Origin of the sequence: Rossellomorea sp. KS-H15a (assembly GCF_024195245.1) — a bacterium.
GTDB classification, from domain to species: Bacteria; Bacillota; Bacilli; order Bacillales; family Bacillaceae_B; genus Rossellomorea; species Rossellomorea vietnamensis.
In genome coordinates this window covers 2,015,503-2,035,681 of record NZ_CP096886.1, presented here as the reverse complement: position 1 = coordinate 2,035,681, position 20,179 = coordinate 2,015,503, and the positions used below count along the sequence as shown (strand labels likewise).

Here is a 20,179-nt window from a genome sequence, read left to right as displayed (position 1 = left end):
TTTCATTGTCTCAACAACAACAAAACCAGAAGCAGACTTTTCCCCCTCAGCACCAGGATCATCAGCCTGGTACAGTGGATGAAATGAACCCTCAGCCCATCCATACGGATCAAAACTATAAAGGCAGTGGGAAGCTTGATGGAAAGGTCGCACTCATCACAGGAGGCGACAGCGGGATCGGCCGGTCGGTTGCCTGGTACTTCGCAAGGGAAGGCGCTCATGTAGCGATTTCGTATTTGGATGAACATGAAGATGCGAATAAAACGAAGGAACTTGTAGAAGCTGAAGGAGTCAGATGCATCCTATTACCAGGTGATGTGGGCAGTTCGACTTTTTGCAAAGACATCGTTAGTAAGACGATATCCGAGTTCGGGAAACTTGATATCCTCGTGAACAACGCTGCCGAACAACACCCTCAGTCAGGACTTGTGGATATTAGCGATGAACAGTTAGAGCGTACATTCAAAACGAATATCTTCTCCATGTTCTATTTGACGCGGGCTGCCCTCCCCCACCTCAAGAAGGGAGCCTCGATCATCAATACGGCTTCAATCACAGCATATAAAGGAAACAAGGATCTGATCGATTACTCTTCTACCAAAGGGGCCATTGTCAGCTTCACCCGCTCACTGGCTGAAAACATCGCAACAGACGGCATCAGGGTGAACGGGGTCGCTCCAGGACCGATTTGGACTCCTTTGATACCATCGACTTTCAGTTCACAAAAAGTGTCGGAATTCGGAGCGAATACACCCCTTGGACGGGCTGGACAACCGTTTGAATTAGCACCTGCCTACGTGTATCTTGCCAGTGATGATTCAAGCTACGTGTCAGGACAGATGATTCATGTTAATGGCGGTACCGTCATCAACGGATAAGACAAAAGCGACTGAAGTTCATGACCCCCTTCTTTTTTGAGGGAGTCATCACTTCAGTCGCTTTTTATTAGGACTTCACTTTCCGTTCACCACAGGTACACCGGGTCACTAGATGGTGAGGAACAATGATTCTCTTGATCGGTTCTTTCGGATTCTCAATTTTCTGGATCAGGCTTTTCGCAGCTTCATTCCCAAGGTTATAAATATTGATATCCACTGATGTAAGCGGGGGTCTGGACATTTCCGCCAGGAGAACATTATTGAAGCTGACAATGGAGATGTCTTCCGGGACACGGATGCCCATCTCATCCAATGTATTCAAGACCCCAAGCGCCATCAAATCATCGGCTACAACCAGGGCAGTCGGGGGTGCTTCCAGCTGCATGAGCTCTTTAATGGCTTCACGCCCCCCTTCCCGAAGGAATTCTTCGTGTATGATATATTCGTCCTTCATATCGATCCCGGCATCACGGAGGGACTTCTCGTAGCCTAACAAACGCTCAACCGTCACGACAAGATTCAGGTCTCCTCCGATGAAGCCGATGCATTCATGTTTAAGTCCGAGGAGGTAGTCCGTCACTTCTTTCGTTGCCCGGTAGTTGTCATTATCCACATGTGTGATTTCTTCACAATATTTATATGGCTTCCCGACGACAACAAAGGGGAAATCACGATTCTTCAAGTAGTTCATCACTTTATCTTCTACCTTTGAATATAACAGGATGATTCCGTCCACCCGTCCACCCTGTACCATCTGGACGACACCTTCATAAATTTCCTCTTCAGATTGACCGGTGGACATTTGAAGGGCATACTGTTTTTCCTGAGCCCCTTCACTCAATCCTCTTAAGACCGTCGGAAAGAATGGATTTTGCGAGAAAGCACTGGCGGAACCCGGTAATACAAGTCCGATCACCTGTGTGGACTGATTTGCCAGACTCCTTGCAATGAAGTTGGGATGGTACCCAAGTTGCTCCATCGCTTCCCGGACTTTTTGTTTTGTTTTTTCACTTATTCTTGGATTGTTTGCGATCACACGCGAAACCGTGGATGGCGCTACGTTTGCAAGTTTTGCAACATCCTTGATGGTAACAGCCATATATTCCACCCCCCTTTATTAAAAATGCGGACCCGTAGGCGGGCTGCTCAATCATAAAATTAAAACGCTTCCAATTCTGTATGGTTAAAATGGCAGCAGGGCTCATCGTAAGGGCCCTGCTCTTCACTCATTACTTGTTCTTCGCTTTTCCACGTTTCTTTACAAGATAAAGGAAGAGGAAGAAAAGGAAGTACATGATTCCCAAAGCGATCAGATAAGGATAATTCAGTCCGCTCTTGTTTTTGAGCAAGTAGATTTCCGACTCTTCTCGATCGAGGACAAGGTGATAATTTCCATCCTTGTCACTGCGGACTAGGTCATCACTGATCAATCCTTTTAGTTCATGGTTATCCGCCAGGTCGTCTTTCGATAATTGAACATTTTGTGTTTCACTCGTGTTGTTGATGGCGATGACGATGGTCTGATCTTTGTATGTACGCTTAAAGATTCCCATCCCATCTTGATTGTAGATCGGTGTGATATCCCCTCTCGTCAGTGCGGGATATTCTTGACGAATTTCACCTAACCGGGAGATATAATCCATGAGTTCCTTATCAGCCCTGAAATTCATAAAGCGGCGATTGTCAGGATCATTTCCCCCGTCCAACGCTATTTCAGATCCGTAATAAACGATCGGAATTCCCGGGGTTGTATACATATACGTGAGGGCAAGCTTCCATCTCGTTCCAGGGAAGAGCTTCTCTTGAACAATCATTCTCGTAAATCGTTCCATATCATGGTTATCAATGAATGTTCCCATCACATATGGATTGTCATAGAACGTTTCATTGTACTTCCAAAAGTTGAATAACCGATCCATGGACGTATCGGGCTTTTGGAAGACGGAGCGCATTTCTTCCGCTTGGGGAACATTGACGAATCCATCGATCCCTGTCCCATTGTAGGCAGCGATTTTTTCCGGATCTCTATCGTTCACTTCACCTAACAGGTAGAAGTCTTCTTTCACCGACTTCACTTCATGGCTGAACTCATCCCAGAACTCCTGCGGGACATGACGTACAGTGTCGAGACGATATCCATCGATATCGGTTTCTTTGATCCACCATTTTGCCGCATCGAATAAATAGTTTTTCACTTCGGGATTTTCTGTATTTAAATCGGGAAGATCATATAACCAGGCATTCTGAAGACTTTCTTCATTATTGAAGTTCATCGGCTGTTTTTCATGGAACCAGTCCTCTTTTTCAGGGTCATTGACCCAGGGATGTTCCGGCCCGACATGGTTCACAACAAAGTCCAGCATCACTTTCATATCCCGTTTATGGGCTTCTTCCACAAGCTTCTTGAATGTCTTCATAGAGCCGAAATGTTCTTCGGTTTTGTAGAAGTCTGTAATCCAATAACCGTGATAACCCATCGGTTGATTATCAAATATGGGGGTCAGCCAAATAGCAGTGAATCCCATATCCTTGATGTAATCCAGTTTATCGATGATTCCTTGGAAATCCCCGCCCTGATAGGCTTTCGGATCCTTCGTGTTAACATCTTTATCATTGCTTGTATCCCCATCATTAAAGCGATCGACCATTAGAAAATAGATGGTCTCATCCTGCCATTTGCGTTCTTCTTTTTCAACTGCTCCTACCGGAAGGGCGTAAAAAAGAAGAAACGGGACTAAAATGAGAGATAATACTCTTCTTTTCATCTCCGCTCCTCCTAAAAATGTTAGTAACGCCTATAAGATTATCCTTTTGTACCCCCTGCCGTCAATCCTGAAACGAAGTATTTCTGGAAGAACAGGAATAATAGGGCAATCGGTACGGCAATCAATACAGAACCGGCAGCGAAAGTCGTGAATTCCGCTCCGAACTGTTTTGCCACCATATCATAAAGGGCAACCGGTAATGTGTACATCTTTTCTGAACGTAACAGGATACTTGCAATGATAAAATCTGCAAATGGTGCGATGAAAGAAAACAGTGCAACCACCGCAATGATCGGCTTCGCAAGGGGCATGACGATCTGGAAGAAAATCCGTAAATGTCCCGCTCCGTCCATCTTGGCTGATTCATCAAGCTCTTTCGGGATCGTATCCAGATACCCTTTCATCAGCCATGTGTTCATCGGAATTTGACCTCCAACATAAACGAGGATCAAACCAATGTGAGTATCTAAAAGTTTCGTTAATAGTGCCAGTACGAAAATCGCAATCAGTGCGGCGAAGTTCGGTATCATTTGTAAGATCAAGAATGTCATCAAACCATTCTTACGACCGGCAAACCGGTAACGTGAGAATGAATAGGCCGTTAAACTGACAAGCAGGACAGTCAGGGCCATCGTGGATAAACTGACCTTCAATGAATTCCAGTACCAAAGCATATAATTACTTTTTTCGAGATCAAATAGTTCTTTGTAATGGGCCAATGTTGCATTCTTCGGAATAATGGATGAACCAGATAAACTTTGACCCGGATTGAAAGAAGATCCAATGATCCAGGCAACCGGGTAAAGGATCAAGGCAAACATGATTCCAATGGCTGCGTATGAAAGTGTCAAACGTATGAGTTTCTGTCTCTTCATATTCATATTACATCATATCCTCTTCTTGGAATGATTTCGTTCTCTTGAACTGCCAGATCGCTACAGTGATGACGATGATGGACAATAATAAAGTAATGGCAGCGGCTTTCGAATACTGTGCGGATGTCATCGTCAGACTGTAGATCCAGGAGATCAGGATATCCGTCCCACCTGCATTTTGTCCGGTTAAGGCCGGTCCACCGCCGTTAAATAAGTAAATGACGTTGAAGTTATTAAAGTTAAACGTGTATTGTGTAATGATGATCGGTGCCGTTGCAAAAAGGACAAGTGGCAGCGTGATATTCTTGAATTTCTGGAAAGCTGAAGCCCCATCGACCGTCGCTGCTTCATAAAGTTCATCGGGAATCGATTGAAGCACCCCTGTTGTCATGGCAAAGATGAACGGGAAGCCGAGCCATGCCTGGATTCCGATCAAGGCGATTCGTGTATACATCGGTTCGGTCATCCAAGGTAATCCTTCAATGCCGAAGAAGCCCAGGATGTCCCGGTTGATCGTTCCGAATGATTCATTGAACATTCCGGCGAAAACCAAGATCGAAACGAAAGCCGGGATTGCCCATGGCAGGATGAATACCGTACGGATGATGGCTTTCCCTTTTAAATCCTTTTGATTCACAAGGATGGCAAGGAATACACCAAGTGCCACTTGAAGGGTTGTCGCTCCGAACGTCCAAACGAGTGTCCAGGCAAGTACTGTGATGAATGTTTCTCTCCATATATCAATCTTGAAGATATCAACAAAGTTTTGAATCCCTACCCAGTCGACCAGTTTAGCTGGTGGTGAGTGATACAGATCATAGTTTGTAAACGCCAGTAAAACGACAAAGATGATCGGGAAAATGACGACGAACACGAGTAGTAAGAACCCTGGAGACATAATGAGATATGGAAAACCATTATCAATCAGATTTCTGTACTGCTCGCGGATCGTGCTAAGCTTCTCTCCCCTGTCGCGCTTCTCTCCATTCTTAAATGCATCCCGGAGATTAAACAGATAAAAACCGATTCCAAAAATAGATACTATGATTGCCAAGATACCGTATACCATTAAGAAAATGGAATGATCTCCGTATGATACATCTGTCCCAAGGGTCGTAATCCCCCATAATCCGTAGCCGATCAAGTCTCTGAAGACAAGAATAAAGGCGGCAGTCATGATCAGGAAGAATCCGCCTTTTAGAAACTGCCTATGATACATCTGACCTAAACCAGGGATTAGGGAAAGGGCCAGCGCTGTTTTTCTATGATTTGTTTGATAGGATTGTTGCTCCATCCTATATTCCCCTTTCTACGTTCACAGTTTTGATAAGCTTCAAGAGCTTTTTAAGAAAAGAAAGCTTTTTTCCTTAAAAAGCCCTTGAATAGGTCTTTAAAAGGATAGCAGTACCTCTCAAGATGAGAAGGTACCGCTATGTTCAATGATTAGTTGGAGTGATTCGCATCAATGTTCTGCTCAATTTGCTTAACTGCAGCATCAAGAGCCGCTTTCGGTTCCTGCTTACCTGTTACAACCGTTTGAAGTGAATCAGCCATTGGTCCCCAAACTTCTCCCATCTCAGGGATGTTCGGCATTGGAACCGCGTATTGAGATTGCTCAGCAACCGCTTTTGCACCAGGATTGTCAGCGATCGCAGGATCGTCGATCAGACCTTGGTTTGTTGGAACTTCCTGAGTTTGTTCGAAACGTAATTTCGCATACTCGTCTTGAGTGATGAATTCGATGAATTTTTGAGCCCACTCTTTGTTTTTAGAGTAGCCTGACACATGCCATCCTTTAACACCCATGAATGTTTTCATCGGCTCACCGTTTGGAAGCTTAGGCATTGCAGAGATACCGATGTCGATACCGGCATCTTTATACCCTTGGAAAGACCAAGGTCCGTTCATGACAGATGCTACTTTTCCTTCTCCGAAAAGACCGTCAAGTGCAGATCCGCCATTTTCCCCGATGATTCCTTTAGGGAATAATCCTTCTGTGTACCATTTTTGAATATATTCAGTACCTTCAACAGCACCTTCATTATTTAACCCAAGATCTTTCGCATCTAAAGCACCATCTTTTTCAGCAAATACATATCCGCCGAATCCACCGATCGGTGCATGTGCGAAATAGAAGTTATCCCAAAGAGCTAAGAAACCATATTTTCCGTCTTTTGTGAAATCTTTAGAGAAAGTGTAAACTTCATCCATTGTTTTTGGAGCTTCTTCCATTAACGCCTTGTTGTATACAAATACAGGCGTTTCAGAAGATTTTGGCAGTCCATATAACTTTCCGTCATAACTTTCAGCTGTCATAGAAGACTCGGTGAAACGCTTTTCAATGTCCCCGTCCACTTCTAAAGGAGCGATATGCCCTGCAAGAGCAAGCTCACCAATTTGGTCATGCGGTAATGTTAAAACGTCCGGGCCCGTTCCTGCTGGACCGTCTAAACGTAATTGTTCTTTCATCTTAGTAGCCATTTCTACTTCTTTCACTTCAACCTTGATACCAGTTTCTTCTTCGAACTTGGCACCTACTTCATCCAGCCATCCAGTTTTCTCTTGGTCTTCCCAGACAACCAGTTTTTCAGGTTTGTTCGCATCGTCTGTTTTCTTCTCTCCGCTGTCACCGGATCCTTCCTCACGGTTTGGACCACAAGCAGCGAGCGCCCCTAGTACAAGCATGATTACCATAAGCAATGATAACGCTTTCTTCATTTCGACCCCTCCTAAGTATGGTGAAACTATTAATTCATGTTTTAGATTGAACAAACGCTTGCACATACTATGACTTAATCTCTAAAGATATCGCTTACATTCTCTTGTGAAAACGATTGCACAACCTACTTCTTATTATACAAACTAAATCTCCTTTGACAATACTTTTTTTGAAAATTTTTGCGTATGACCTAAAAGAAAAGAAAACGCTTTACTAGTTTGACTGCCTATCATTGACAACATTGTTGGTTTGGAATACTCTTTAATGGAATGAATAAGAGGAGGATATACGATGCTACTGGAAGCCATCTATCATAGACCGAAAGATAATTATGCATACGCTTGCACAAATAATGAATTACACATACGGATTCGCACGAAGAAAAAAGACGTCGAAACCGTCACTCTCCTCCACGGAGATCCCTATCAATGGGAAAATGGAAAATGGCAATATGATCGCAAGGAAATGGTTTTAACCGGAACGGATAAGTTGTTCGATTATTGGTTTGCTTCCGTCTCCCCTCCATTCAGACGGCTTCGCTATGGTTTTCTCCTCGATGACACAACGGATGAAGTCTTTTATGGAGAAAAGGGATTTAATGATGCACCTTCCACTGATATAGGGGACTATTTCTGCTTCCCGTTCCTGAATACCATCGATGTCTTCGAAGCACCTGGCTGGGTGAAGGATACGGTCTGGTATCAAATTTTTCCTGAGCGCTTCGCAAATGGGAATACGGAGAATGATCCAGAAGGGACACTGGATTGGAATAGTACAGAGCCCACACCGACCAATTTTTTCGGAGGGGACTTAGAAGGCGTGATCCAGAACATTCCTTATTTAAAAACGCTTGGAATCTCCGGGATTTACTTTACCCCGATTTTTAAAGCGCATTCCAATCATAAATACGACACAATCGATTATTTCGAAATCGATCCCCAGTTTGGGACGAAAGAAACATTGAAGGAATTAATCAAGGTCTGTCACGAGCATGATATCAAAGTCATGCTCGATGCCGTCTTTAATCATAGCGGCTTTTACTTTGATCAGTTTCAGGATGTGCTGGAAAAGGGCGAGGATTCTCCTTATAAAGAGTGGTTTCATGTACATGAATTCCCATTGGATATCGAAAGTTCGCCTCCCAATTATGATACCTTTGCATTCGAACCTTCCATGCCAAAGTTAAATACTGAGAATGAAGAGGTGCGCAATTATCTATTGGAAGTGGGCCGCTACTGGATAAAGGAATTTGATATCGATGGATGGCGTCTCGATGTAGCCAATGAAGTCGATCACCACTTCTGGCGTGAATTCCGAAAAGAAGTAAAAGGGATCAAGCCGGAGCTGTATATCTTAGGGGAAATCTGGCACGATTCCATGCCCTGGCTACGTGGAGATCAATTCGATGCTGTCATGAATTATCCTTTTACGACCAATCTATTGAATCTGTTTGCCCACCAGACCATTTCTGCTTCTCAATTTGCAGAAAACATGACGTCTGTCGTTCATATGTACCCTAAGAATGTAAACGAAGTGAATTTCAACCTTGTCGGTAGTCATGATACACCACGAGTATTAACAGAGTGCGGCGAAGATATCCGACGTGCTAAACAAATCTACACGTTCATGCTCTCATTTACCGGCACACCTTGTATTTATTATGGTGATGAAATCGGTCTGACAGGTGAACAGGATCCAGGATGCCGTAAATGCTTCCCATGGGACCAGGAACATCATAACGAGGAGCTCTTCGGGCATATACAGAAACATATCGCCCTCCGGAAGAAATACTCACTGTTAAGCAATGAAGGAAATCTGACATTCTTACCCGGTGATCTTCATGAGCATTGCCTTTCATTCACCAAGTCAAACGGAGAAGAAACAATCTTTGTTTTATTAAATTGCAGTGAAGAATCGACCACCTACTCCCTTCCTTTTGAGTTGAAAGGAAAGAAGATCACCAATCTGTGGAATGGGGAAGATTTTGCCGCAGAAGCAGAGTCCATCGAGGTGGCACTCGAAGGGTATGGATTTGCCATTTTGAAATTCTAATGATGCTTATTTCCTAAACAAGAGGGACTACACCTTAACGGTTAGTCCCCTTATCTATTTCATATGTAATGAATGCCGGTTTATGCCCCCGGTAAGCAAAAGGAGAAAAACTATGAGCAATAACCAAAGAAACATGACCCTCTTTGCCTTGACCTGGCCGATCTTCATTGAAATTTTCCTTCACATGCTGATGGGAAATGCGGATACGTTAATGCTGAGTCAGTACTCCGATGATTCAGTAGCAGCGGTAGGGGTCTCCAATCAGATCCTTTCTCTCATCATTGTGATGTTTGGATTTGTCGCGACGGGTACAGCCATCCTAGTGGCCCAGCATCTCGGGGCGGATGAGAATCGCATGGCAGGGGAAGTGTCGATCGTTTCCATTGCTGTCAATCTACTATTCGGACTCTTATTGAGTATCGCCCTTGTATTTTTCAGTAAGCCAATCTTATCATCTATGGATCTCCCCCGTTCACTGATGGATGAAGCTTCTTCCTATTTAAGAATCGTGGGAGGCTTCGCTTTCATCCAGGCATTGATCATGACTGCAGGAGCCATCATGAGGAGCTACGGCTATACAAAAGACGCCATGTATATCACAATCGGCATGAATATTATCAACGTGATCGGAAACTACCTATTTATTTTTGGACCGTTCGGTGTCCCTGTATTAGGCGTAGAGGGTGTGGCGATTTCCACCATCACTTCAAGACTGATCGGATTCATCGTAAGTATCATCGTGATAAAGAAACGGATACCCACTGCTCTTCCATTCAGAAGATTATTGAATCTGCCTCTCTCTCACGTTAAAAATTTACTGCGGATCGGCATCCCCTCTGCAGGGGAGCATCTTTCCTATAACGGGTCACAAATGGTCATTACCTACTTCATTGCGAGTATCGGGACCAATGCTCTTACGACGAAGGTATATGCCCAAAATCTGATGATGTTCATTTTCTTATTCAGCGTCGCCATCAGCCAGGGAACACAGATCATCATCGGACACATGATCGGCGCCAGGGATTTTGACAGTGCTTACGAACGATGCCTGAAAAGCTTAAAGATCGCAATCATCATCTCGCTCATCATGGCCGGAGTTTTTTCCGTTGCAGCAGAACCTCTCCTCCGCATATTTACGAGCAACGAAGAAATCATTTCCCTTGGTAAAACATTGATCTATCTGACCATCATTCTCGAGCCGGGAAGAAGCTTTAACTTAGTGGTCATTAATGCGCTTAGGGCAACAGGTGATGTACGCTTCCCAGTCTATATGGGGATCTTATCCATGTGGGGAGTAAGCGTCACGCTTTCCTACATTCTCGGAATCTCGTTCGGACTCGGACTTATTGGAATCTGGATCTCCTTCATTGCCGATGAATGGCTGCGTGGAATCATCATGCTCAAACGCTGGAGATCCAAAAAATGGATCCATAAACGATTTATCCAACATGATAAAAACGCCGTTTAGAGGGACGGACCTTCCTTTAAGCGGTTTCGAACTAACACCCCTCCCATCATTAAAAAAGAGTCAGCTCTCCAGTCGAGCTGACTCTTTTTTCCTTCAAATGAAAACGCCATCATTAATAAATGTTATGTTTTTTTACATAAAAACGCTTTCATTACAAATTAATACTTGAACTTTTGTTATTTTCTGAATATGATAAATGATATAACTTATTCATGTCATAAAACCTAACATGAAGAAACACCAATTTTATAAAAGGAGGAAATCATAATGAAAAAAGTGGAAGCCATTATCCGTGCGGAAGCGTTTCTGTCTCTGAGAGAAGCACTATGTCTTCGTGGATTCAGCGGCCTGACAGTATCAGAGGCAGCTGGGTGTGGAAAACAAAAAGGGAAACAGGGGATATTCAGGGGGAATAAATTTGAACTGCAGTTAGTCCCCCGCGTAAAGGTGGAAATGATCATCGACGATGGACAGGTGGAAGACATCATTGATCTCATCGTTGAACATTGCAGTACAGGCACCGTTGGCGACGGTAAGATTTTCATCTATCCCGTCGAAGATGTCATCCGCATCCGTACAGGCGAACGAGGAAAAAAAGCCGTTTTGTAAATCACTTCTTTCTTCACACAGTCATTTAGCTGCTTTACCAAACCAATACTGGAGGGATTCCATTGATTAAAAAAATTACGTCTCTTATGTTCCTGTCGCTTTTTGTTAGCACTACAGCATTCGCAGCAGCCCCTACCGCAGAGTCTGTTCAAGCATCCGTCGACTCCCTGTGGGTGATGATCGCTGCAGTCCTTGTGTTCTTCATGCATGCCGGATTTGCCATGGTGGAGACCGGATTCACCCGCGCCAAGAACTCTCTTAATATCCTCATGAAAAACTTCTTAACTGTCGCCATTGCCTCTGTTCTTTATTTCATCGTAGGGTTCGGATTCATGTTCGGCGGGTCATCAGGCGGCCTCATCGGCACGGACAGCTTTTTCCTATCAGGACGGGAAGACATCGGTTTCTTCTTATTTCAATCCGTATTTGCCGCTACCTGTGCCACGATTATTTCCGGTGCTGTGGCTGAACGCATGAAACTTAAAAGCTATATCCTTTTGACCATTGCCATGACAGGAATCATCTATCCGATCGTCGGACATTGGGTGTGGGGCGGCGGCTGGCTTTCTGAGCTTGGGTTCGTAGATTTCGCCGGATCTACTGTCGTCCATTTAACTGGTGCAGTTGGCGCATTCATCACAGTCTTATTCCTTGGATCCCGAGTTGGGAAATACAGCAAAGGAAAAGTGAATGTCATCCCGGGCCATAATATTCCCATCGGTGCCCTCGGTGTGTTCATCCTTTGGTTCGGCTGGTTCGGGTTTAATGGAGGAAGCAGTCTGGCCGCAGATCCCACCCTTGTCCCGCACGTCATCACGACGACTTTATTTTCAGCTTCCGCCGCCATTCTTTCATCCGCTTTTTACACGTTGATCCGATTTAAGCGAATCGATCCATCCCTTACATTAAATGGCGCCCTCGGCGGACTAGTGGGTATCACCGCCGGTTGTGCAAATGTATCACTGGCCGGTTCTCTCGTGATCGGTCTGATCGCTGGAGTTGTTCTGGTAGAGGCTGTCACCTTCATCGATTCGAAATTGAAAGTCGATGATCCTGTTGGGGCCATTGCCGTTCATGGAATTTGTGGAATATGGGGTACAGTGGCTGTGGGACTGTTCGACGTTCAGAACGGACTTTTATATGGTGGAGGCGCTGCCCTGGTCGCCACTCAAGCCCTTGGGGTGTTAGCCGTCATTGTCTGGACGTCCGTTACCGTTGGTGGATTCCTATTCATCGTAACGAGACTATCAAGTATCCGTGTCTCCCGTGAAGAAGAACTTTCAGGGCTCGATTTTACGGAGCATGGTTCCAATGCCTATGAATTAAAGGATACAGTATTGGAATCGAACGTTTCTTCCGCTTCCCCATTCGGATCTGACTTAGTCGAGCGATTGAACTCGATCGGAACGGGAAATGTGAATGATATGAATCAACGGAACACAATCTGATTTTGAGTAAGAGCTGCTTTATGCGGCTCTTTTTTCTTTTTCAAAATGGACACAGGACAACAATAAGCTCATATGGAAGGCATCCGTACAGCCTCCATACGAGCTTATTTATGAAATGGATGAAATGATCTTTTCTTTCGCATCTTTTGATACATAGTGCTTCTTGGAAAAAACATTATAGTCATTCGTTCTGACTTCGTTCAGAATCGCACGGTACAATAGGGCAGCACCTTTTACCGGGGTCCTCGAATACATAGGATAAAGATTCATGGTACGAAACGCTTTTTCATAATAATCTTCTGCAAGTTGGGCCATTTCTTCCCATATAGACTGAAAGGCTTCATTGATTCTGTGTTCTTTTAAATCCGTTACGGTATACTCATATTTCACTAATAGATCCTGAGGGATATATAATCGACCCCTTTCAAGATCCTCGCCGATATCTCTTAATATATTGGTCAGCTGCATGGCATAACCAAGGTAGATCCCATCTTCTCTCAATGACTGTTCTTTCCCGGGGGCAAGGATGGGCAGGAGCATTAATCCTACAGTACTCGCCACGTGATAGGAATAGTCAAGGACATCGTCCATCTTGATGTAGACCTTTTCACCAAGGTCCATCCTTTGCCCCTTTATCATGTCCCGGAAAGCTTGAATATCCATGTTGAACCGTTTAAACACATCATCCAACGCTACCCACATAGGCTCATCCGGGGGATAAAAACCGTTCAGATACGATTCGAATTCCATTTCGAACCTGCGCAATTCCTCTGAAGGATTCGTGCCCTCGTCAACGATATCGTCTACTTTGCGGCAAAAGGCATACACAGCCCACACAGCCTTCTTTTGGTCTTTCGGCAGTAATGAAAAAGCTCTGTAAAAAGTTTTGGAATGAACTTTTATGATATTTTCACAGTGGTCGTATGCTTCCAAGATCTTGTTCATGTAAGGACACATCCTTCCTTTCTGATTCTGTTTCGCAATGTTCCTTAAAGGCTTGGGCTACGAGCTTAGCACCCTGCATGACAATCGGTACTCCTCCTCCAGGGTGGATGGATGCCCCCACAGCAAAGATGTTCTTCTCCGGAAAGGGTTGTACCTGGGGTCTGAAGGGACCGGATTGACCCAAGCTTGGCGCAATTCCAAAGCTCCCCCCTGAATATAACCCTTCTTGCATCGCCTCTTCAGGCGTCCTGATTTTCATCCATGTTATCCGTTTTCTCAGTTCTTCGAATCCCCTTTCTTCCATTGTATCCAATATAAGGTCGGAAAGGTATTCTGAAGCTTCTTTCCAATCCAATTTCTCCGACACAGGAACCGGTATGAGGACATAAAGGACACTCTTACCTTCAGGGGCAAGTGAAGAATCGACCTTGGAAGGATTGAATACATAAAAGGAAGGTTCTTTAGGAATTCTCTTATTCTCGAAAATATCCTCCATATTCCCAGAGAAATCTTCATTTAAATAAAATTGATGCATTTCCTTATCATCATACTTCCCGTCGACTCCCATATATAAAAGCACACAGCCTGATGAAGGCTTATACGGTTTGGGCGCTTTCTTCCTTACTAATTTGGATGCTGTAGGAAAATCCCCATTAATGATAACCGAATCGACCGGCTCCCTCTGATCTCCAAGGATAATATGCGTCGCTTTGCCTCCTTTCGTTTCGATTTCCGAGACGGGTGAGGAGGTCTTGATCTTCACACCATGCAGGTTGCACGCTTCCTTCACATGGTCCAATAGCCCAGCATATCCCCCTTTTATATAGTAGATGCCGTGCTTATGTTCACTGAAGGACACCAGGCTGTAAATCGCCGGGGTCGTGTAGGGATTGCCGCCGATATATAGTGTTTGCAATCCATAGGCTGTCTGCAACTTCACATGTTGAAAATAATGCTTTAAGTTCCCCATCACATTGCGGTATGCCTTCAGCTTAAACAATGACCCTAGTGTTCGGGGATTGAGATAATCCCTCTTTTGCAGAAAAGACGTTTCAAGAAATTGGGGCTTCCCTATTGCAAATCGTTCATCCATATCGCTCATAAATTGAATGAAGCCTTCTTCATCCCCGGGAAACTTCTTCTTGATCTCTTCATATTGCTTATGGATATCGGCATATTTCGTATACGTTTGCCCATCAGCAAAATGAACATCATAGAGGGGGTCGCAGCGAACGAATTCTATTTCATTCGTATCTATGCCCGCTTCCGAAAGGATGGACATGAGCATGTCTGGCAGGAGGACAATGGTAGGTCCCTTATCAATCTTGTAATCACCATCCTGAACAAAGGCAAGACGTCCACCGATGATCGGCTCTTTCTCATAGACCGTAACGTCGTGACCGTCTTTAGCAAGTAACAATGCCGAAATCAATCCACCGATACCTGATCCTACGACTGCTGTTTTCATAGAGCTTCCTCCATCGTTTGTTCTTTCGTGAACGAGTGTGAAGGGTCTTCATTCATCAACATATTGGTCGTGATCCTCGCAGATTCCAAGATTGTAGGCAATCCACTCCCAGGATGCGTGCCTCCTCCGACTAACCAGCAGTGTTCGAGTTCTTCAAATTTATTATGTGGGCGGAGTGCCATCATTTGCGTTAATTGGTGGCCAAGATTAAAGGTGGCACCTTCATATATGTTGAAGTCGGTCTCCCAATGATGGGGGGAGATGACCTTTTCTACCTTGATGTGATCCCGGATATTCTCTAAACCTGTCTTGCTCTCCACTGCATCCAATACCAGATCCCGGAACGTTTGTTCATTTTCTGTCCAATCGATCCCGCTTACATTATTAGGGACCGGTGCAAGGATGTATAATGTTGAATGCCCCGGCGGCGCCAGCGTTGGATCTGTCACTGATGCATTTTGGATATAAATCGAAGGGTCCTCTGAAAGGGTGTATGTCTTTGTTATCTCCTCTACATTTCGCCTGTAATCCTCCGCGAACACGATACTGTGATGAGGGAGATCATATTGTTTATCAAGCCCCAGGTAAATCATAAATGTGGAACAGGAGTATTTTTTCTTTTTCAGCTTTTCTTTGCTGTATTTTTTCAAAACCCCCTCTTCCACCAGGTTGGTCATGACATGAGCAAAGTCCCCGTTGATGATCACTTCATCCGCAGCAACTCTCTCCCCATTTTCAGTTATGATCCCTTTTACGTCATTTCCGTCTTCAATCCACAATTTCTTGACACCAGACCCGAGATGGATTGAGCCCCCATGCTCCTTCACCACTCTTGCCATGGCTTTCGATAATTGATTCAATCCGCCGATTGGGTGAAAGATGCCGTATTCGTGCTCCATGAAAGACAATATGGAAAAGGCGCCCGGACACTCCCAGGGGGACATGCCTAAATACTTCGACTGGAAGGTGAACGCGAGTCGCAGTTCATGTTCTGTAAAGTAATCACTCAACACGCTGTATAGGGATTTACCCAAGGATAATTGAGGAAGTGCCCTCAATACCTTCCAACTGATATATTGATAATATCGATCCATCGGGCTCTGTAAAATCGGTTTCAAACGTTCCATTTTTTTACGGGTATCATTCATGAAACGTGTATATCCTTCTGAATTCCCTGGATAATGTCGTTCGATTTCCTCCGATAACGCTTCGGGATCTTTATACATTTTGACTTTCTTATCTTTAAAATTGAGTTCATACATCATGGAAAGCTCCCGCAGGTCAACATAATCATGAAGATCCCTTCCTGACGCCTCGAATAATTCTTCTGCTATCTCCGGCATGCTGAGGAATGTCGGCCCAATATCGAATGTATAGCCATCCATCGTGACCGAACCATTTCTTCCTCCCACAAATGATTGCTTCTCATAGATTTCTACTTTGTACCCTTTGCTGGCAAGAAGCATTGCCGCGGCCAGGCCCCCGGGACCTGCACCAATGACGATTATCTTTTCGGCCATCATTATAGCCTCCAATGTCTTTTATTTGTACAATTATTATACAACACTTATACAACTGTTTTCCACTCTGAAAAAACAATAAACTTTATTTTTCCAACTAAATTTGTTTTTCCCTCTCCATTGGACTTGTCCTATACCCAATAAACCCTTTAAAACCGCAATCGGATCTCTTTCCCATCATTTTGTTGCTACATAGCAACAAAATTCAAAGCCAGAGCAAATAGGAGGCATAGTAAAAGGATTCTTATCCTTTTACTATGCCTCCATTTCAATCATTCATACTTTCATTCTATGTTTGTACCTGTCTCTACATTCTTTGTCGCTTTGATTGCTTTACTCCACAATTTCAATATTATAATCCTTGAACCACACATGGATCTGGGCAAGGTGGGCAAGTAGTTGGGGACCGGTCATGAGTTGGCCGTACCAGGGGACTTCAAAGGCAGCTCCCCCGCTAGCGACGATTTCTTTGAGTTTCGCCTCGTCAAATAATTCATAGAGAATGCTTGACTTGTCTTCCAGGATTTCATTGAGCCAGTCACTGACCAGTTTTGTATACTCCGGGTGATGGGTTTTCGGGTATGGGCTTTTCTTTCGGTAAAGGACTTCATGGGGAAGTACGCCTTCAAGCGCCTTCCTCAGGATGCCCTTTTCCCTGCCATCATGCATTTTCATCTCCCACGGGATATTCCACACGTACTCTACAAGTCTATGGTCTGCAAACGGCACACGGACTTCGAGGCTAGCTCCCATACTCATGCGGTCCTTTCTATCCAGTAAAGTCGTCATGAACCATAATAAGTTTAAATAGAATAATTGTCTCCTTTTGGTCTCCAGTTCATTTTCCCCATCCAACAACGGGGTTTCGGCAACCGTACGATCATACTGCTCCAGAACATATTCCTCGAGGTTTAATTTCTTACTCCACTCTTCTTTGAGTAGCCCCTGTCGTTCCGCTGTGGAGCGCATCCATGGGAATCCTCTGCGGTTGAAATCTTCCGGGCGGTGAAACCACGGATACCCCCCGAAGATTTCATCCGCACATTCACCTGATAGCCCTACGGTAAAGTCCTCTTTGATTTCCCTGCAGAACCATAAGAGAGATGAATCCACATCGGCCATACCCGGAAGGTCCCTTACATGCACGGCTTCGATCAGATAGTCCTTTAACTCTTGTTGACTGATCTCACATTTGTGATGAACCGTATCAAATTCAGCAGTCATCTTTTCAATCCATGGGGCATCGGAGTTCGGTTGGAAATCATTCGCTTTAAAGTATTGATCATTTTCTTCATAATCAATGGAATACGTATGAAGTTTCCCTTTCCCTTCTTCCTTATATGAATTTGCTGCCACCGCCGTAATCGCACTGGAATCCAGTCCTCCCGATAAGAATGTGCACAGAGGTACATCGGAAACCAGCTGCCTCTCTATGGCATCCGTAAGCAGAAAGCGCACTTTCGAGACCGTCTCGATGAACGAATCCGTATGCTCCTCACTTTTCACATTCCAGTATCTCCAAATAGCCAAGCCTCCCTTGGAGAAGATCATGCTATGGGCGGGACGCAGTTCCTTCACCCCTTTGAACACCCCATTCCCTGGAGTGCGGGATGGACCGAGGCCGAGCACTTCTGAAAGCCCCTGCAGGTCCACCTGTGGCAAAACATCGGGATGAGCAAGTAAAGCCTTGATTTCTGATGCAAACAGGATCCCGTCATCCTTTTCAAAATAAAATAAAGGCTTTACGCCCATTCTGTCCCTGCCTATAAAGGCATGCCCCTTCTCACTGTCCCATACGGCAAAGGCGAATATCCCGTTCAGGTGCTCGACACATTCTTCCCTCCACTCAATATAAGAGGTTAACAGGACCTCGGTATCAGAATGCCCTTTGAAGGTATATCCCTTCTCTATAAGTACTTGTCTAAGATCTTCTGTATTGTATAGCTCTCCGTTATAGCAAATGGTGAAAAGGTGTCCGTCATGTTGGAGGCTCATAGGCTGCCTTCCTCCTGCCGGATCGACTACGATCAATCGCTTATGACCGAACGCAGCATGCTGGTCGACCCATACATTCGTTTCGTCAGGTCCCCTTTTAGAAAGGGTTTCCGCCATTTTTTCAACAACTTCTTTTTCATTCGACATATCTTGTTTATAATCGATCCAACCTGTAATTCCGCACATAGTGATCATCCTCACTTTCTAGTCAAACAAACTGGGCTCACTGACACATAAATTATTCTATGCCCCTTTGAGAGAAATGGTTAATTGTCTCAATCAATCTTTACATGAATGAAATATGATAATTATGACAAGAAATGTAGTTAAGGAGGGATATTCACTTGAGCAACATATTTCGATCAAACATTTTAAAATCCCAAAAAAGATCTTTTTCCGAAGGCACTGCTTTATTCGAAGAAGATACATGGTTCTTCTTCGAGATCGACGCCGAGGAAGAATCTGAGCTCGAATTTTACCTCAATCATGAACTGAAAGTGTATAGAGATGGAGAGTGGCTTTCTGGCGTTCTCTTGGAAGACGGTATCATCGTAACCCCCTATGAGCGAATAAGAATCGAGAATGGCGATCGAATTCAAATAAAGAAGAATATATTGTATTCATTGGAGAATTTATTAGAAGAGATTTCGGATGATGCCTTTCATCAGTTTACAACAGCCTTAAATAACCTTGGCTATTCGATTTATGACAGTATTTTTTGCCATAACCACCTTGTCTTCCTCGGAAACCAAAAAATCAAGGAAGGCGTAAACTTCATTACGTTTGATAACGGTGTGGAAGTATGTGCCGTCCAGCATCACTTCACCTACTACAAGAAGAAACGCGACCGCTTTGAATTCACTTTAAGTACGGGTAGACGAATTGTCATTGAAAGCTTCAATATTTAATCGTTCCCCACATACAAAAGACAAGCGCCTGTCAGGTAAGATACCCGACAGGCGTTTGTCTATCATCAATCGATAGTAGTGCGAGATATCTGACGAAAAGACCAAAATAAAAAAGCCTGCTCCATAAATGAGCAGACTTTCCAGCCTATGCAAATGGATGTAACCCAAGTGGTAAACGCAGTCCCAAGTATAGAACAATGAGTAGCGCGATCACCATGACAATCCACAATACATTCGTGCTTTTCCCTTTATTCATGCGGACCAGGATCATCTCAAACATCCCGATCACCCATATTCCCACCAATCCTTTAATGCCATAAAGAGCCGGATTGATTCCCTGATGCTTCCAGAATAAAAGGGCACCGGTGAGAATAATGAGCAAGTAAAATAATCGTAAGATCATATGTACAACTTTCATGCCTTTTTTCTTTCCTGCGTTATGCAGTCCGACCGCTACAAAGAAAAGAATGATGGCAACGACCCATGTTGTAATATGGGCATGTGTATTATCAAACATATTGAACCTCCT

Annotated in this window: 16 protein-coding genes; 6 read left to right on the top strand and 10 right to left on the bottom strand. The window is 44.2% G+C overall.

Annotated features, from left to right (window positions below; translation table 11 throughout):
* Window positions 1-5: 5 nt before the first annotated feature.
* The gene (locus M1J35_RS10440; protein WP_254653572.1) at window positions 6-878 is read left to right on the top strand and encodes an SDR family oxidoreductase; all 873 of its coding nucleotides are present in this window, start codon (window positions 6-8) and stop codon (window positions 876-878) included.
* 67 nt (window positions 879-945) lie between these two features.
* On the opposite strand, the gene M1J35_RS10435 is transcribed toward M1J35_RS10440, so the two are convergent.
* From M1J35_RS10435 to M1J35_RS10415, 5 genes are all read right to left on the bottom strand, one after another.
* Window positions 946-1,977, bottom strand: coding sequence for a LacI family DNA-binding transcriptional regulator (locus tag M1J35_RS10435; protein WP_034763407.1), 1,032 nt, complete (start codon window positions 1,975-1,977; stop codon window positions 946-948).
* Window positions 1,978-2,107: 130 nt separating this feature from the next.
* Window positions 2,108-3,643, bottom strand: coding sequence for an alpha-amylase family glycosyl hydrolase (locus M1J35_RS10430; protein WP_254653571.1), 1,536 nt, complete (start codon window positions 3,641-3,643; stop codon window positions 2,108-2,110).
* A gap of 38 nt (window positions 3,644-3,681) precedes the next feature.
* A complete protein-coding gene (locus M1J35_RS10425; RefSeq protein WP_219166967.1) occupies window positions 3,682-4,524 on the bottom strand; it encodes a sugar ABC transporter permease in 843 nt (280 codons plus the stop codon).
* Window position 4,525: 1 nt separating this feature from the next.
* The gene (locus tag M1J35_RS10420) at window positions 4,526-5,812 is read right to left on the bottom strand and encodes a carbohydrate ABC transporter permease (protein ID WP_224520473.1); all 1,287 of its coding nucleotides are present in this window, start codon (window positions 5,810-5,812) and stop codon (window positions 4,526-4,528) included.
* A gap of 149 nt (window positions 5,813-5,961) precedes the next feature.
* Window positions 5,962-7,236, bottom strand: a complete 1,275-nt coding sequence (locus tag M1J35_RS10415) for an extracellular solute-binding protein (protein ID WP_254653570.1) — start codon at window positions 7,234-7,236, stop codon at window positions 5,962-5,964.
* Window positions 7,237-7,528: 292 nt separating this feature from the next.
* Between M1J35_RS10415 and M1J35_RS10410 the strand changes: the two genes are divergently transcribed.
* The 4 genes from M1J35_RS10410 (at window position 7,529) to M1J35_RS10395 (ending at window position 12,814) form a co-directional block, all read left to right on the top strand.
* Entirely contained in the window at window positions 7,529-9,289 is a 1,761-nt protein-coding gene (locus M1J35_RS10410) for an alpha-glycosidase (RefSeq protein WP_224520475.1), read from the top strand.
* Between the two features lie 112 nt (window positions 9,290-9,401).
* A complete protein-coding gene (locus M1J35_RS10405) occupies window positions 9,402-10,757 on the top strand; it encodes an MATE family efflux transporter (RefSeq protein ID WP_224520476.1) in 1,356 nt (451 codons plus the stop codon).
* A gap of 267 nt (window positions 10,758-11,024) precedes the next feature.
* Window positions 11,025-11,366: a P-II family nitrogen regulator gene (locus M1J35_RS10400; RefSeq protein ID WP_224520477.1), complete on the top strand. Its 342-nt coding sequence runs from the start codon at window positions 11,025-11,027 to the stop codon at window positions 11,364-11,366.
* 62 nt (window positions 11,367-11,428) lie between these two features.
* Window positions 11,429-12,814, top strand: a complete 1,386-nt coding sequence (locus M1J35_RS10395) for an ammonium transporter (protein WP_254653569.1) — start codon at window positions 11,429-11,431, stop codon at window positions 12,812-12,814.
* A 108-nt stretch (window positions 12,815-12,922) separates the two neighbouring features.
* Here M1J35_RS10395 and M1J35_RS10390 read toward each other — a convergent pair whose 3' ends face one another.
* The 4 genes from M1J35_RS10390 to asnB all read right to left on the bottom strand — a co-directional run bounded on the left by M1J35_RS10390 (window position 12,923) and on the right by asnB (window position 18,928).
* Window positions 12,923-13,759 (bottom strand): phytoene/squalene synthase family protein, encoded by an 837-nt coding sequence (locus M1J35_RS10390; RefSeq protein ID WP_254653568.1) that lies wholly within the window; start codon window positions 13,757-13,759, stop codon window positions 12,923-12,925.
* Complete coding sequence (locus M1J35_RS10385) at window positions 13,725-15,227, bottom strand: phytoene desaturase family protein (RefSeq protein WP_254653567.1); 1,503 nt, start codon at window positions 15,225-15,227, stop codon at window positions 13,725-13,727. Before M1J35_RS10385 ends, M1J35_RS10390 begins: the two co-directional genes overlap by 35 nt.
* Complete coding sequence (locus M1J35_RS10380) at window positions 15,224-16,747, bottom strand: phytoene desaturase family protein (RefSeq protein ID WP_254653735.1); 1,524 nt, start codon at window positions 16,745-16,747, stop codon at window positions 15,224-15,226. Before M1J35_RS10380 ends, M1J35_RS10385 begins: the two co-directional genes overlap by 4 nt.
* A 333-nt stretch (window positions 16,748-17,080) precedes the next feature.
* Window positions 17,081-18,928, bottom strand: a complete 1,848-nt coding sequence (asnB, locus tag M1J35_RS10375; RefSeq protein WP_254653566.1) for an asparagine synthase (glutamine-hydrolyzing) — start codon at window positions 18,926-18,928, stop codon at window positions 17,081-17,083.
* A 158-nt stretch (window positions 18,929-19,086) separates the two neighbouring features.
* Here asnB and M1J35_RS10370 point away from each other — a divergent pair, with 158 nt between their 5' ends.
* On the top strand, window positions 19,087-19,650 hold the full coding sequence (locus tag M1J35_RS10370) for a DUF2777 family protein (protein ID WP_060670340.1): 564 nt from the start codon (window positions 19,087-19,089) through the stop codon (window positions 19,648-19,650).
* A 145-nt stretch (window positions 19,651-19,795) separates the two neighbouring features.
* On the opposite strand, the gene M1J35_RS10365 is transcribed toward M1J35_RS10370, so the two are convergent.
* Window positions 19,796-20,167, bottom strand: a complete 372-nt coding sequence (locus M1J35_RS10365) for a YisL family protein (protein WP_060670344.1) — start codon at window positions 20,165-20,167, stop codon at window positions 19,796-19,798.
* Window positions 20,168-20,179: the final 12 nt, after the last annotated feature.